The organism is Marinomonas pontica (genome assembly GCF_036322735.1).
GTDB classification, from domain to species: domain Bacteria; phylum Pseudomonadota; class Gammaproteobacteria; order Pseudomonadales; family Marinomonadaceae; genus Marinomonas; species Marinomonas pontica.
Genome location: NZ_AP027271.1, coordinates 1453498 through 1467668, shown reverse-complemented (window position 1 = coordinate 1467668; position 14171 = coordinate 1453498). Strand labels below are relative to the sequence as shown.

General features: G+C 43.5%; 18 protein-coding genes. 5 read left to right on the top strand and 13 right to left on the bottom strand.

Annotation, left to right across the window (positions count from 1 at the left end):
• The first annotated feature begins 20 nt into the window (after positions 1-20).
• From AABA11_RS06860 to AABA11_RS06850, 3 genes are read left to right on the top strand one after another with little or no spacing between them, the layout of a single operon-like run.
• Positions 21-1808, top strand: a complete 1788-nt coding sequence (locus tag AABA11_RS06860) for a penicillin-binding protein activator (RefSeq protein ID WP_338266489.1) — start codon at positions 21-23, stop codon at positions 1806-1808.
• Positions 1759-2142: a YraN family protein gene (locus AABA11_RS06855; protein ID WP_265729346.1), complete on the top strand. Its 384-nt coding sequence runs from the start codon at positions 1759-1761 to the stop codon at positions 2140-2142. Before AABA11_RS06860 ends, AABA11_RS06855 begins: the two co-directional genes overlap by 50 nt.
• A 5-nt stretch (positions 2143-2147) precedes the next feature.
• Entirely contained in the window at positions 2148-2741 is a 594-nt protein-coding gene (locus AABA11_RS06850; RefSeq protein WP_265729345.1) for an SIS domain-containing protein, read from the top strand.
• Positions 2742-2858: 117 nt separating this feature from the next.
• Here AABA11_RS06850 and AABA11_RS06845 read toward each other — a convergent pair whose 3' ends face one another.
• The 5 genes from AABA11_RS06845 to zapE all read right to left on the bottom strand — a co-directional run bounded on the left by AABA11_RS06845 (position 2859) and on the right by zapE (position 6375).
• On the bottom strand, positions 2859-3242 hold the full coding sequence (locus AABA11_RS06845; protein ID WP_265729344.1) for a ClpXP protease specificity-enhancing factor: 384 nt from the start codon (positions 3240-3242) through the stop codon (positions 2859-2861).
• A gap of 90 nt (positions 3243-3332) precedes the next feature.
• Positions 3333-3965, bottom strand: a complete 633-nt coding sequence (locus AABA11_RS06840) for a glutathione S-transferase N-terminal domain-containing protein (RefSeq protein ID WP_110572968.1) — start codon at positions 3963-3965, stop codon at positions 3333-3335.
• A gap of 322 nt (positions 3966-4287) precedes the next feature.
• Positions 4288-4680: a 30S ribosomal protein S9 gene (gene rpsI, locus AABA11_RS06835; protein ID WP_265729343.1), complete on the bottom strand. Its 393-nt coding sequence runs from the start codon at positions 4678-4680 to the stop codon at positions 4288-4290.
• 14 nt (positions 4681-4694) lie between these two features.
• A complete protein-coding gene (gene rplM / locus AABA11_RS06830) occupies positions 4695-5123 on the bottom strand; it encodes a 50S ribosomal protein L13 (protein WP_012070101.1) in 429 nt (142 codons plus the stop codon).
• Between the two features lie 151 nt (positions 5124-5274).
• The gene (gene zapE, locus AABA11_RS06825; RefSeq protein WP_265729342.1) at positions 5275-6375 is read right to left on the bottom strand and encodes a cell division protein ZapE; all 1101 of its coding nucleotides are present in this window, start codon (positions 6373-6375) and stop codon (positions 5275-5277) included.
• Between the two features lie 128 nt (positions 6376-6503).
• On the opposite strand from zapE, the gene AABA11_RS06820 reads away from it, so the two are divergent.
• Entirely contained in the window at positions 6504-6959 is a 456-nt protein-coding gene (locus tag AABA11_RS06820; RefSeq protein WP_265729341.1) for a ZapG family protein, read from the top strand.
• Positions 6960-7005: 46 nt separating this feature from the next.
• On the opposite strand, the gene AABA11_RS06815 is transcribed toward AABA11_RS06820, so the two are convergent.
• Positions 7006-7764: a Nif3-like dinuclear metal center hexameric protein gene (locus AABA11_RS06815; protein WP_265729340.1), complete on the bottom strand. Its 759-nt coding sequence runs from the start codon at positions 7762-7764 to the stop codon at positions 7006-7008.
• Between the two features lie 17 nt (positions 7765-7781).
• Between AABA11_RS06815 and AABA11_RS06810 the strand changes: the two genes are divergently transcribed.
• Complete coding sequence (locus AABA11_RS06810; RefSeq protein WP_265729339.1) at positions 7782-8834, top strand: S1C family serine protease; 1053 nt, start codon at positions 7782-7784, stop codon at positions 8832-8834.
• Positions 8835-8844: 10 nt separating this feature from the next.
• On the opposite strand, the gene AABA11_RS06805 is transcribed toward AABA11_RS06810, so the two are convergent.
• The 7 genes from AABA11_RS06805 to mlaD form a co-directional block, all read right to left on the bottom strand.
• The gene (locus AABA11_RS06805; protein WP_338266475.1) at positions 8845-9399 is read right to left on the bottom strand and encodes an SRPBCC family protein; all 555 of its coding nucleotides are present in this window, start codon (positions 9397-9399) and stop codon (positions 8845-8847) included.
• Between the two features lie 2 nt (positions 9400-9401).
• Positions 9402-10712 carry a histidinol dehydrogenase gene (gene hisD / locus AABA11_RS06800; RefSeq protein ID WP_338266473.1) on the bottom strand — a complete coding sequence of 437 codons (1311 nt, stop codon included), beginning with the start codon at positions 10710-10712 and terminating at the stop codon, positions 9402-9404.
• Entirely contained in the window at positions 10713-11357 is a 645-nt protein-coding gene (hisG, locus tag AABA11_RS06795; protein ID WP_265729336.1) for an ATP phosphoribosyltransferase, read from the bottom strand.
• A 1-nt stretch (position 11358) separates the two neighbouring features.
• A complete protein-coding gene (gene murA, locus AABA11_RS06790; RefSeq protein WP_265729335.1) occupies positions 11359-12621 on the bottom strand; it encodes a UDP-N-acetylglucosamine 1-carboxyvinyltransferase in 1263 nt (420 codons plus the stop codon).
• Between the two features lie 26 nt (positions 12622-12647).
• Positions 12648-12884 (bottom strand): BolA family protein, encoded by a 237-nt coding sequence (locus AABA11_RS06785; protein WP_265729334.1) that lies wholly within the window; start codon positions 12882-12884, stop codon positions 12648-12650.
• Between the two features lie 202 nt (positions 12885-13086).
• Complete coding sequence (locus AABA11_RS06780) at positions 13087-13704, bottom strand: MlaC/ttg2D family ABC transporter substrate-binding protein (RefSeq protein ID WP_265729333.1); 618 nt, start codon at positions 13702-13704, stop codon at positions 13087-13089.
• A gap of 1 nt (position 13705) precedes the next feature.
• Complete coding sequence (mlaD, locus tag AABA11_RS06775; protein WP_265729332.1) at positions 13706-14170, bottom strand: outer membrane lipid asymmetry maintenance protein MlaD; 465 nt, start codon at positions 14168-14170, stop codon at positions 13706-13708.
• Position 14171 lies beyond the last annotated feature (1 nt).

The following is a 14171-nucleotide window of genomic DNA, read 5'->3' as shown; positions in this document are numbered from 1 at the left end:
TGCTAAGCGCCTGTAATTCCATGAATTTAAATATGGAGCAGCCACAACCCCAAGCTCAAAAAGCCACTGTGAATACCCCAGTAGAAAATACACTGCCTCCAAGCATCTACCATCCAAGGAAAAGCTCCGACGTTTCGGACGCCTTAGCGGCGAGCTACACCTCGGCAAAAACGTTTTATGAGCAAGGTGAATTTCAGAAAGCCCTAGACCTGTTAGAGAGCGATGTTTTACCAACCACCTCCTCAATACAATTCAACGCTTATCTATTGGCAGCACAAACCGCCGCTTATTTAGACAACGCGACAGACGCAATGCACTATTTAGAGCAAGCCGATACCTTGCCTGCCGCGCGTCATCCAGATAATCAAAACACTCTAAAAGAGTCGAAAGCGTCTTTATTGGAGTACTTTGGAAATTGGTCTGATGCGGTTCGCCTACGCATGGATCTAACGTACAACTTGCCATTGAACGAGGGCGATGAGAATCAAGCCAAATTATGGACAGCCATTCAAAACCTTTCTCAAAACGACCTGGATGAACTATCACAGCAAAATATTCCGTTACTGAATGGCTGGATAACCATCAGCAGTATTTTGCGAGATCAATCTTTATCAATCGAGCAACAGCTCACTATGTTTGAGAAATGGCAGACAGCCAACCCAAACCATCCAGCATCACTTACACCACCGCAAGACTTTTTGATCATGTCATCGGTCAAAGAAATGGCACCTCAAAAGATTGTCTTATTATTGCCAATGAGCGGTAAGCTCGAGCGCGCCTCTCAAGCCATAGTTGATGGTTTTTTTGCCACCTACTACAGCCAGAAAGAAGCCAGACCAACGGTGAGCGTTGTAGATATCGATGCCTTCCCAACGGTTTTAGACGCCCTTAATGCCGCAAATGAAAAACAGCCTGATGTTATTATTGGCCCACTGCAAAAAAACAATGTCGCTCAAGTCAGTCGTCAAGAGCTGCCTTATCCCGTTATTGCATTAAACCAGCTGGACATAAATCAACACCCTAAAAATTTGTACCATTTTTCACTCAGTGCTGACGATGAAATTCACGAAATCATCACTTTTGCAAAAAAAGAAGGCGCTAAAAAGGCCGCTATATTAAGCATCCAAGACACTTGGGCATTAAAACAAAGTGACGAATTTCGAGCGGCTGCCAGCAAGGAAAATGTTGATATCATTTCCAATCAGTCCTACGCCAACACCCCGAAAGGACGACAAGATGCCATCCAGAAATTGTTATTGATCAATGAAAGTTTTGCCCGTAAGAGGCTCATTGAACAATGGACGGGGACAAACGTAGAAAGCATCGCAAGATCACGAGAAGATTTGGATTATGTCTACTACGTTGGCAAACTAAATGACGCAAAACAAATCCGCCCTCTTTTGGATTTCTATTTTGCTGACAAAATCCCAATGCTAGCCAGCAGCACCTTGAACGACAGCGCTCCCGAAAAATCTACGAAGTCAGAAGACATTGAACGAATTTTATTTACTGAGCTACCCGCTCTAACTCCCAAAAACGTCACATTAAGCTCAGTACTCAAAAATCAAAACTCAAACATTTTACGCAGACTGCAAGCGCTTGGTGCTGATTCCTATTTACTGGCTAATAAATACCCACTGTTTACACTATTGCCAAGCACTAAAATTTCAGCAAACACAGGCATTATCACCATTGATGAAAATGGCATTTTTCATAAACGACCTGAAATCATGACTTACCGAAAAGGAAATTTGGTATATGCGAACAGTCAGCAATTTTTTGAACAAAAGGAAAGTATCGAAAAATAATGGCCAAAAAGCCGAGCAAGTCGCTGAAAAGCATTTACTCAAAGAAGGCCTTCGCTTTATTGAAAGAAATTTTTTCTGCCGCATGGGTGAAATTGATTTAATTTTCTTAGACAAAGACACTTATGTCTTTATCGAAGTACGTTACAGAGCAAACGCCATGCATGGTAGCGCAGCAGAGAGCTTAAGCACTGCCAAACTAAAAAAAGTGCGCAACAGTGCGGCATTATGGCTGCAGAAAAACAGCAAAGAACACCATGCAAGTCGATTCGATGCAATATTATTTGATGAAAAAATAGACTCACAACACTTAACTTGGCTAAAAGCAGTATTTTAATCACTATGGATTTTCAAGAAGCAATCTATACACAATTTGCCCAAAGCTTTGAGGCACAACAGCAAGCACTCGAAAGCTTACCACCCTATATAGAGCATGCCGCTAAGGTTATCTTTACCAGCATCGCTTCTGGGGGCAAAGTCATATGCATTGGCAATAGCACCGGATCCCACCTCTCCCAATATTTTAGCACCCTGATGCTGGATAGAATGGACAGAGAACGTCCAGGACTACCCGCCATCAACCTAAGCGGAGAAGGGTCTGCTTTACTGGCCATTACGCATAATGACAGCTATCACGATGTGTTCTCTAAACAAATAACCGCACTAGGAAACCCTGGCGATATTTTGTTTGTGGTAGCCAACAAAGGCAATACATCCCCCATCATTCAGGCCATTCAAGCGGCACACGAGCGCAAAATGAGCATAGTGGCGCTCACCAGCCCAGAAGCCAAAAATGTCTCCTCACTCACCTCTCAAGATGACACCGAGATTAAAATCAACTTACTGGGCACAGCCCGAACACACGAATGCCAGCTCACAGTCATTCATATTTTAGTGGATTTGCTGGAGCGCCAATTATTTGGCTATGAAGACTAGCCCAAGAGAAATACGAGAAATATTGAATATAAAAAAACCGCATATGAAGTGCCCCCATAAAGTTGGACTATCCAATTACTGGGGATCACTTCAAGAGCGGTTTTTTGTATTGTTAAACTATTTAACCACTTTCAATTGAAAGCCTTTTTTAGGTTCAGGCGGCGTCGGAGTTGGAGTTGGCTCTAAATCAAAGTCTTCTTCAGGAAAAACAAGACCATCACCATTCTCTTTTGCATAAAGCGCTAATGCAGCAGAAATAGGAACATAGACCTGCATAGGTCGGCCACTAAAGCGCGCCTCGAAAGACACTGCATCTTTGTCCATGATCAAATGACGCACCGCAGACATGCTAATATTTAGCACTATTTGCCCATCATTAATAAACTCCGTTGGCACCACGACCCCTTCCTGCTCAGCATCCACCAAAAGGTAAGGCGTCATATCGTTATCCGCAACCCAAGAATAAGCCGCATTCAATAAATAAGATCGTTTCGGTAACATTGTCATTTCCACCCACAATTATTTTCATAAAAAAAGGAGCGGTTAGGCTCCTATTTTTGCAACTCAACTAAACTCAACAAACATCAAGGTTTAGTCTAAACGCATTTCTTGCTCAGCTTCAGACAAGCTTTCTTGGAATGATTCGCGAGCAAAAACAAGATCCATATACTTATACAGCGCTCTTGCTTGCTCTTTAGGAATCTCAACACCCAACACAGGAAGACGCCATAAGATCGGAGCCAAACAACAATCCACGATAGTGAACTCGTCACTCATGAAATAGGGTTTTTCTTCAAAAATTGGCGCGACGTTTAACAGACCTTCACGCAATTCTTTTTGCGCTTGAGCTACGGCTTCTTTGTCTTTACTCGTCAAAATCAGATCAACTAATTTAGCCCAATCGCGCTGAATTCGGTACATAAACAAACGACTTTCAGCACGCGCTACTGGGTAAACAGGAAGCAACGGAGGATGAGGGAAACGCTCGTCCAAATATTCCATCATGACATTTGGCTCATACAAAACCAAGTCACGGTCAACCAAAGCTGGAAGCTCGTTGTATGGATTAACATCAGCCAATTCATCTGGCTTGTTAAATGGGTCTACATCTATGATGTCCACTGTGACGGCTTTTTCAGCCAATACAATACGAACTCTATGGCTGTAATGATCTTCTCCATCTGAGAAGAACGTCATTGAGGAGCGCTTTGCAATAACACCCATGTCTAACCCCTATATTGAAAACATCAACGCCCTCTTCGAAAAAGAGGACAAGCTATAATATGGAGATGAAGTAACAAAAATATTACATAACTTCATCACACTCAAAATTCTTCTACGCTTTAACAAAGCGCGCAGCTCTAGAAAACAAAAGATTCATACAAACCATAAAACTCTTGTTTTATAAAGCCGATATTCTAACATTTTTTCAAACGCTTTTTCTTAGAAAATTCGATTTGAATGATAGTAACACTGTATGTATTTGAAGCAAAAAAAACGCTTGGCGAAAACACCAAGCGTTTTGATAATAATTCCAAAGCGAAAATTAACGCTTAGAGAACTGAGGACGACGACGTGCTTTGCGTAGACCAACTTTCTTACGTTCAACTTCACGAGAGTCGCGAGTAACGAATCCAGCAGAACGTAGAGTACGACGTAGAGTTTCATCGTATTGCATCAATGCACGTGTGATACCGTGACGGATCGCACCAGCTTGACCAGAGATACCACCACCTTTAACAGTGATGTAAACATCAAACTTTTCAGTTGCTTCAACAAGCTCAAGAGGCTGACGAACAACCATGCGAGCAGTTTCACGACCAAAGTACTGATCAATTGAACGGTTGTTGATAACTAGGTTACCAGAACCGGCTTTTAGGAACACACGAGCGGTAGACGTTTTACGACGACCTGTACCGTAGTATTGAGTAGCTGACATAATGATCTTCCGTATTAAATGTTAAGGGCTTGAGGCTGTTGAGCAGCATGTGGATGCTCAGTACCAGCGTACACTTTCATTTTCTTGTGCATTGCACGGCCCAAAGGACCTTTTGGCAACATACCTTTTACGGCGATTTCAAGAACGCGCTCAGGAGCGTGATCAATCAACTTCTCGAAATTCATAGAACGCAAGCCGCCTGGGTAACCAGTGTGGCGGTAGTATTGTTTCGCAGCTGCTTTGTTACCAGTAACGTGAATTTTCTCTGCATTGATAACAACGATGTAATCACCAGTGTCAACGTGTGGAGTGTATTCCGCTTTATGCTTACCGCGTAGACGGCGAGCAATTTCAGTAGCCAAGCGACCTAGAGTTTTGCCTTCAGCATCAACCACGAACCAGTCGCGGCGAACTTCAGCAGGTTTAGCTGTAAAAGTTTTCATCAAAAAACCCTATCAATATGCATGCTCAATGGCACGCTATACCTATTATTATTGGTTGGCCTGATGCAAAACATCAGATCAACGTACACTTACCTTTAAAAAGGCGAGCGAAGTATACAACAAGACAATCTGTTTTGAAAGTCAAAAGGTGTTACGGACGATGCTCCAAAGACAAGTATTCTTCGGACTGCATTTCCAGCAATCGACTCACCGTTCGATCGTATTCAAAGGCCAAGCGTGTACCGGTATAAATATCTGGAATCGCCACTTCAGCAGAGAAAATCACTTTCACATGGCGATCATAGAACTCATCCACCAAGTTAATAAAACGTCTCGCTAAGTCATCTCGTGACGCATCCATTTGAGGTAAATTGGAAATAATCACCGTACTGTAGACGCGAGCAAGCTCAATGTAGTCAACCTGACTTCTTGGCCCATCACACAATGCCTTAATATCAAACCAAGCAAGACCTTCACAACTACGCAGTAAGGGGATATCACGCCCTTCAACTTCTGCAGAGCCACCTTCAACAATGTGCGATGCATCCGAAATCAAGCTCATGAACCGCTCATGCAACGCCTCGTCTGCCTCGTCACTTAGTGGGAAATGATAAAGCTTAGCTTGTTTCAAAGTACGCAATCGGTAATCCACACCGCCATCAACATTCATAACTTTTGTGTGCTTTTTAACCAGATCAATGGCTGGCAAGAAGCGCGCACGTTGCAATCCATTTTTATAAAGCCCATCTGGCTCAATATTGGACGTCGCAACCAAAGTCGTGCCATTTTTAAACAACACATCCAACAGCCCAGCCAAAATCATTGCATCGGTAATGTCTGTTACAAAGAATTCGTCAAAGCACAACACTTGCGCTTTCGCAGAAATTTGCTTACCCACAATTTCCAGCGGGTTTTTGACATCATTCAATTTACGCAGTTCCTGATGAACCATTTGCATAAAACGATGAAAGTGCAAACGCATTTTCTTTTCCGTCGGTAAGCAATCAAAAAACGTATCCATCAAATACGTTTTTCCTCGCCCAACACCACCCCAAAAATACAGCCCCTGTTCCACTTCTGGGGCTTTTTTCTTAAGAAAGCGACCAAAAATACCTTCTGCAGGTTTATTGGACTGACTTGCCACTAAACGATCAAATAATTCTTGAAGAGCCTCTACCGCTTCTTCTTGAGCTGGATCATAATGAAAGTCTTCTCTTGTTAAATCTTGCTTGTAACGTGTAATGGGTGTCATCGCCGCTCTTTCGTTCAATTGAGTGAATTGCATTCATTCTAACAAATTGCAACTTAAACAACACCTATCAAGCTGTTATCGTAGGGGTGATTTCGCTATAATGGATCATCTGTTTTTTGGAGAAAGTCATGAACTTAGAAGAATTCAATATTATTATCTTTATTACTGGCATTATTGTTGGTTGCGTTGCCACGCTGGCTGTTAAAAGCTTTAGCACTAAACAGCAAAGCAAACAAACAGCGTCGAATTCAAATATCATTACCATCAAATCGCTACAACAAGAACTAGACAACAAACAAGTCATCATTGATAACTTCTTTACAGACAGTAACGAGCAACTTACTTTCGTTGAAAAGCGCTTAACAGAATTAAGAAATTGCCTTGCCAGCAACGCAAGCCAATTAAGCAGCGTAACCATTGAAGCTGCGCCTTCTACTCCAAACACAAACAACACAGAGGAAACGTCAATCACCGAACCACCACGTGATTACGCTCTAAAAAAAGACAAAGAACCAGGCATGCTGAGTGAGAGTTTTGGTCTAGACGACAGAAATTTGGATCTAGAACCCAAACGAACCATATAAAAAAACGGGCTTTACGCCCGTTTTTTTTATGACAAGAATCACGCCATCAAGCTGGGTTATCTATATCAATAAAAACAGAGTCCAGCCCATGACTGGACAAGAACGCTGACATTGCCTTTGCTCCAAATCGTTCTGTAGCATGATGCCCAGCCGCAATAAAATGAATCCCCATCTCTCTTGCGACATGAATTGTTTGCTCAGACACCTCTCCAGTAATAAATACGTCGGCATCAGCCTCAATCGCCTGCTCTATATAGCCTTGAGCCCCCCCAGTACACAACGCAACACGATGAATTGCACGGTCATTAACACACTCAAACAGAATGTCTCGACCCACGGCACACTCAACATTTTTTTGAAATACAGCGGCCGAAACTGACTCATTCAATTCGCCGACGATACCAATGGACTCTTCAATAGGCACACCAAGCTGTAAAGCAGATCGATTCAAAAGCCCAATGGCATTCGCTAGCCCAGCGTTATTACCCAATTTAGGATGCGCATCTAATGGTAAATGGTAGCCGTATAAGTTAATGTCATTTTTGATCAAAGCCGCAATACGTCGATGTTTCATCCCAATAATTCTAGGGTCTTCATTTTTCCAGAAATAGCCATGATGAACAAAAATCGCATCGGCTTGATACTCGACCGCCGCATCAATCAACGCCTGACTCGCGGTAACACCAGTAACAACTCGTTGAATGTCTTTTTTCCCTTCCACCTGCAACCCATTGGGCGCATAATCTTTGAAACGACTCGGATTCAACGTCTTGTTTAGCAATAACTCAAATTCACTGCGTAGCAAAGCAACTCCTTAAAAATATGAACCAAAAAAACTACTGGACACCTGTCATTATCTCCATTCTTGCGGGCACTTGTATAGGCCTTACCACACTGCTCATACAAGAGAAGCAAAAAATCGCTGACTTCAGTTATTCAAACTCTGTTCTTGTCGCCACACCATCAGTCGTCAACATTTTCACTCAGGTTAGCCAGCGGAAAAAGCTGAATACTAATAATGACGTTAAACACAGCGTCAACTTAGGCTCAGGGGTTATCGCCACAAGAGATGGGTACATTTTAACCAACCATCATGTTATTCAAAATGCGCAAAGCATCGTCATTGCATTGCACGATGACAGACGCATAGAGGCCAAATTGATTGGGTCCGACCCCTCAACAGATCTGGCCATTTTGAAAATCGATTTACCAAATTTAGATAGCATTACCATGGGGGACAGCAACAAAGTCTCTGTTGGAGATCGCATTCTAGCAATTGGCAATCCATTTGGTATTGGGCAAACCGTCACCGCAGGCATCATCAGCGCAAAGGGCCGCAACAGCATAGGCCTCAACACCTATGAAAATTTTTTACAAACCGATGCCGCTATCAACCCAGGCAATTCTGGTGGCGCATTGGTGAATTTAAAGGGTGAGCTTATCGGCATTAGTTCCGCTATTTACTCTAGCACAGGCGGATCACAAGGCATTGGTTTTGCCACCCCAGTAAACGATGCACTCGACGTCATGGAGAGCATTATCAAACATGGCGAAGTAGTGCGCGGATACCTTGGGATGGACGCCCAAAAAATCACACAAACCTTAGCAGAGAATTTGGCACTGCCCGCCACTCACGGACTACTCGTAAGTGATATAACCAAGGAAAGTCCAGCTGAAAAAGCGGGGATAGAAGTGGGAGATATTATATTAGAAATTAACAACAATCCGAGTGAAGACCCCTTTAAAGTAAGACGACTGATTGCGTCATTAAAACCAGGGACACACATTTCACTAGTGGGTATTCGTGGGCAGCAATCCTATCAAACAAACGTCACGCTAGAAAAACAACCCACAATGCAACGCATCACCTATTAGCCCTTAAAGACTAACGAACATGTTCAACCTGCTCTTTTAACAGCTGAAGACTGCGCTCGAAGTTCGCACCTGCAATGTCATTAGCAAACAAGGCAAGGTATGGACTTAGTAAACCGGCGCTCAAGTCACCTTCTATTACCCACTTAACTACAGTGCCGCCATTACTGGATTGCAATGCAATTTCATTGTGTACAAGGTTCACTTTCGGCTTAGGGCGAACATCGAAACGAATCAGATCCGCAGACACATCAGTAAACGACAACACTCCTTGTTCAACCACATCGTTATATTGCAAAGCGACAGAGTCACCTTGCTTTAAAACGCCTTCTGATTGAACAACATGACCACCCTGAATAAACATCCACTCTGGCAGACGGTCACCACTGAGCATTACACTGTAAACTCGATCACTGGGAACGCCAATAAACACACTTCGCTCCACTCGATATGCCGTAGGCAAAAAGAACCCAACAAACACCAAAAGCAAAATAATCAGCGCCAAAATACGCGTTATTTTCCTCAGCTGATACAGTGCTGCTGGATGCGACGATGACGATTTAGTCACGATCAAGCATCCTTTAAAATACGATACTCTGCTGACATGGCATGAGCCTCTAACGATTCACCACGAGCAAGTGGCGAAGCAATTTTCGCCAATTCACTTGCCCCTTCAGGTGAACAATAGATCAACGAGCTGCGCTTTTGAAAATCATAAACACCCAAAGGTGATGAAAAACGAGCGGTTCCTGACGTAGGCAAAACATGGTTCGGCCCAGCACAGTAATCCCCTAAAGCCTCAGGAGTGTGACGACCCATAAAGATAGCGCCCGCATGTCGAATTTTCTCGACCCACTTTTCTGGATCATCAATTGACAATTCAAGGTGTTCCGCAGCCACTATATTTGCGATGTCCATCGCTTCATCCATATTTTCAACATGGATAAACGCACCACGCCCTTCTAACGAAGCTTTAATAATCTCTTTACGGCTCTGATTGTCTATTAAACGCTCCATGGAGGCTTTTACAGCCTTAATGAAAGCCAGATCAGGAGAAATCAAAATAGATTGAGCGTCTTCATCATGTTCTGCTTGAGAAAACAAATCCATAGCGATCCAATCTGGATCTGTCTTACCATCGCAAACCACCAGAATTTCGGAAGGCCCAGCAATCATGTCGATACCCACGACACCAAACACCATTTTTTTCGCCGTTGCGACGTAGATGTTACCAGGCCCAACAATCTTATCCACTTTAGGAATAGTTTCGGTACCATAAGCTAATGCAGCAACCGCTTGAGCACCGCCAATAGTAAACACACGATCAACGCCGGCAATATAAGCAGCCGCCAAAACGATATCATTCACCAAGCCATCAGGCGTTGGCACCACCATAATAATTTCACCAACTCCCGCCACTTTGGCCGGCATGACATTCATTAAGACAGAAGAAGGATAAGCAGCTTTACCCCCTGGCACATACACACCCACTCGATCTAATGGCGTGACTTTTTGCCCCAACACAGTACCGTCTTCTTCTTGATACTGCCAAGAAGGCTGTTTTTGACGCTCATGGTAATCACGAACGCGCTTGGCAGCAGCCTCTAGACTTGCGACCAATTCTGCACTGACGCGCTCTTTTGCTAAAGCCAGTGCTTCACGGGAGATTTCCAATTCGGATGACACTGCAACCTGACGACGATCAAATCGGTTAGTAAACTCAATCACCGCCGCGTCACCACGAAGACGAACTTGCTCTACAATGTTTGCTACTGCGCTTTGAACTCCATCATCAGAGACAGAGTCCCAAGCAAGCAGAGCCTCTAGCTCACTACGAAAATCATCTGAACTAGACGTAAATTCACGAATATTAAGGTTCAATTACTTACCCTCATTATTGTCAACAGCGCGTCTTATCATTTCCAAAATAGGTTCAATTTCTGAATACTTTGTTTTATAAGCCGCTTTATTTACAACCAGACGCGTACTAATCGGAGCAATCAATTCACGAGCTTCAAGGCCGTTAGCTTTGAGCGTATTACCCGTATCAACGATATCAACGATCAAATCCGCTAACCCCATAATAGGCGCCAACTCCATCGCACCATAGAGCTTGATAACATCGGCCTGAATACCCTGCTCGGCAAAATACGCTTTTGCCGTTTTAATGAATTTAGACGCTACCTTCAAACGTCGATTTGGCAAAGGCTGCCCCACCACGCCAGCGGTCATCAATCGGCATTTTGCGATTTTTAGATCCAGCAATTCATATAGATTTTTGGTAGAAGCTTCCATCAAAACATCTTTACCAGCAACTCCAAAGTCCGCCACACCATGATCAACATAAGTGGGTACATCCGTCGCTCGTAAAATAACCAGTTTAATATGGTCATGGTTAGTGTCAAAAATCAGCTTTCGACTTTTGCTAATATCTTCAAGCGGAACGATATTCGCCTTTTCTAAAAGCGGTAAAGTTTCACCAAGGATGCGCCCTTTCGATAGCGCAATCGTCAACGTTTTGCTCATATTAATTTAAAACCCGTGAAATTTTCGCACCCAACGCACCGAATTTTTCTTCAATACATTCGTAACCACGATCGATGTGGTAAATACGGTCAATCTTAGTATCACCTTCAGCAACCAAAGCAGACAACACCAAACTCGCCGAAGCTCGCAAGTCAGTCGCCATTACCGGCGCACCCTTAAGGCGCTCGCAACCTCGGACAATCGCTGTGTTACCTGTTACCTCAATGTCGGCACCCATACGTAGCATTTCATCCACGTGCATAAAGCGGTTTTCGAAAATATTTTCGATCACTCGGCCCACCCCGTTTGCAACGGAGTTTAGTGCCACAAATTGAGCTTGCATGTCAGTTGGGAAAGCAGGATAAGGCGCTGTACTGATATTAACTGCGTCTGGACGTCGACCTTCCATATCCACTTCAATCCAGTCTTCCCCGCTGGAGACTTTTGCACCAGCTTCTTCTAGTTTGGACAACACTGCCTCAAGAGATTTAACGTTTGTGTCGATCACTCTGACCTTTCCGCCAGTAATCGCAGCCGCAACCAAGAAGGTTCCCGTTTCAATTCGATCAGGCATGACTGGATAGCTTGTACCATGCAAGGCCTCAACACCCTCAATGACGATAGTGTCGGTGCCATGACCAGTGATTTTAGCCCCCATCGCAATAAGACACTCGGCCAAATCAACAACTTCAGGTTCACGTGCGGCGTTTTCTAGAATAGTTTGACCATCTGCCAATGTTGCTGCCATCAGAAGGTTCTCAGTGCCTGTCACGGTCACTTTGTCAAAAAAGATACGCGCACCTTTCAGACGACCATCGACACTGGCGACAATATCGCCACCTTCTACACTAATCGTTGCACCCATCGCTTCTAATCCGCGCAAATGCAGATCCACAGGGCGACTACCAATCGCACAGCCACCAGGAAGAGATACGATCGCTTTACCAAAATGACTCACCAAAGGACCGAGCACCAAAATGGAGGCGCGCATGGTTTTTACAAGCTCATAAGGAGCTTCGCAGTTATTCAATGTAGAAACGTCCAACTGAACGCTCATTTTCTCATCCACGACAACGCCACACCCCATCGAGCCCAGGAGCTCCAGCATGGTAGTGATATCATGTAAATGCGGAAGATTTTTAATGGTGATCAGTTCTTTCGTTAACAAAGTTGCCGCTAAAATTGGCAACGCAGCATTTTTCGCGCCAGACGCACGAACCACACCATTAAGCCGAGTACCACCGGTAATCAGAAGCTTGTCCATATTATTAATCTCTTATAAACGCTATTTTATAGCTTATTTGCTTGTTCTGGCGTGTAGGTTTTCATGGTTACGGCATGAATCGCGCCACTAGAAATGGCTTCTTGGAGGTGAGAATATACAAGTTGCTGTCTCTTAACGGTCGACAAACCTTCAAATTCACTCGTCACTACCACTACTTGAAAATTACAACCTTCGCCCTCTGCAACCACATCACAGTTAGGGATAGAGGATTCTAAAAGTGCTTTAACTTCAGCTGCGTTCACAGTCGCTCCAATAGATAAATATACTTAATTTGGTTTATTCTACCTTAGTACAGCCAACTACATAACACCTCTTAGGCGAACTCTGAAGAAAAAACTGGCTGTTTTCTTAGATTTTATTCAAGGCTGACAATCTGCCAGACAAAAAAATCCGAATCCACAAAATGGACTCGGATTTTAAGAAATGAAATTGCGGAAATTTAGACTATGATTTTTTTGCCAAAGACTCACGCCAAGCATTAATCGCCAATTCAATATTGTTCTTATTTTGCTCCATCATCACGCCAAACTGCTTACGGAACGTTAAGCCAAAATTAATGTTATTAATCACAATATTACTCAATAACCAACGCCCCTGCTTAGACTCTTCCATATAAAAGGAAATATTTAACAAGCCACCCGCTTCCATTTGAAAGTCAACATCCACTTTCGTTTCTTTACCACGACCTTGAGGCCCCAAAGGCAGCACCTCAATACGATCAGCATCCAACTCAAGCAACGATGCCCCATAGGTTTTTAGCAACGTATCTTTTGTGACGGTTGCAAAACGCACTCGCTGTTCAGGTGAGGCACGACGGTAGTATTTCCCCATCACTTTTTTAGAGAAGTCATCAAAATCAACAACATTCTCCAAAATGGCGTTTACCCTTTCTTCAAGCAGAGCTGGGTCCTTTGACAAAACGTCTTTATCCGCAACAATCTGTGTACGAAAAGCATCCACCACCTCAATGACGGCCTCTCTAGCCGCTTCTTCATTCGACCAAGCTAAACTGGCACCAACGACAGAAAAAATTAAAAAAGCACGTGACAACAATTTCAACATATTACTTCTCCGAATCACCGGCTTTAAATAAAAACTGACTAATTAACGTCTCTAACACCAACGCGGACTGCGTGTCGAATATTTCACCGCCGTCAGTCAGCATTTCATCATCAGCACCGATAGACAGCCCCAAGTATTTCTCACCCAATAGGCCGCTAGTCAAAATAGCAATCGAACTATCAGTAGGAATATTGTTCACATCAGAGTCAATATTCATTGTAACAAGCCCCATATAAAGCTCTTTATCAAGAGTAATGGACTCCACACTGCCGATGGTCACACCCGCAATGGTTACCTTGGCACGATTACTTAAACCACCTATGTCATCAAATCTCGCCACAATCTGGTAAGTGTCCTTTTTGTCAGTAAAAGCCAACCCACTTACCTGCACCGCCAGATAAACAAACGCCAAAATACCCAATAAAATAAAAGACCCAACAAACAATTCCGTGCGCTTACTTCTCATT

Bases quoted from the DNA above. Each gene is read 5' to 3' on its own strand.
- AABA11_RS06860 (WP_338266489.1), top strand. From the start codon at position 21: ATGAATTTAAATATGGAGCAGCCACAACCCCAAGCTCAAAAAGCCACT.
- AABA11_RS06855 (WP_265729346.1), top strand. From the start codon at position 1,759: ATGCGAACAGTCAGCAATTTTTTGAACAAAAGGAAAGTATCGAAAAAT.
- AABA11_RS06850 (WP_265729345.1), top strand. From the start codon at position 2,148: ATGGATTTTCAAGAAGCAATCTATACACAATTTGCCCAAAGCTTTGAG.
- AABA11_RS06845 (WP_265729344.1), bottom strand. From the start codon at position 3,242: ATGTTACCGAAACGATCTTATTTATTGAATGCGGCTTATTCTTGGGTT.
- AABA11_RS06840 (WP_110572968.1), bottom strand. From the start codon at position 3,965: ATGGGTGTTATTGCAAAGCGCTCCTCAATGACGTTCTTCTCAGATGGA.
- rpsI (WP_265729343.1), bottom strand. From the start codon at position 4,680: ATGTCAGCTACTCAATACTACGGTACAGGTCGTCGTAAAACGTCTACC.
- rplM (WP_012070101.1), bottom strand. From the start codon at position 5,123: ATGAAAACTTTTACAGCTAAACCTGCTGAAGTTCGCCGCGACTGGTTC.
- zapE (WP_265729342.1), bottom strand. From the start codon at position 6,375: ATGACACCCATTACACGTTACAAGCAAGATTTAACAAGAGAAGACTTT.
- AABA11_RS06820 (WP_265729341.1), top strand. From the start codon at position 6,504: ATGAACTTAGAAGAATTCAATATTATTATCTTTATTACTGGCATTATT.
- AABA11_RS06810 (WP_265729339.1), top strand. From the start codon at position 7,782: ATGAACCAAAAAAACTACTGGACACCTGTCATTATCTCCATTCTTGCG.
- hisG (WP_265729336.1), bottom strand. From the start codon at position 11,357: ATGAGCAAAACGTTGACGATTGCGCTATCGAAAGGGCGCATCCTTGGT.
- murA (WP_265729335.1), bottom strand. From the start codon at position 12,621: ATGGACAAGCTTCTGATTACCGGTGGTACTCGGCTTAATGGTGTGGTT.
- AABA11_RS06780 (WP_265729333.1), bottom strand. From the start codon at position 13,704: ATGTTGAAATTGTTGTCACGTGCTTTTTTAATTTTTTCTGTCGTTGGT.
- mlaD (WP_265729332.1), bottom strand. From the start codon at position 14,170: ATGAGAAGTAAGCGCACGGAATTGTTTGTTGGGTCTTTTATTTTATTG.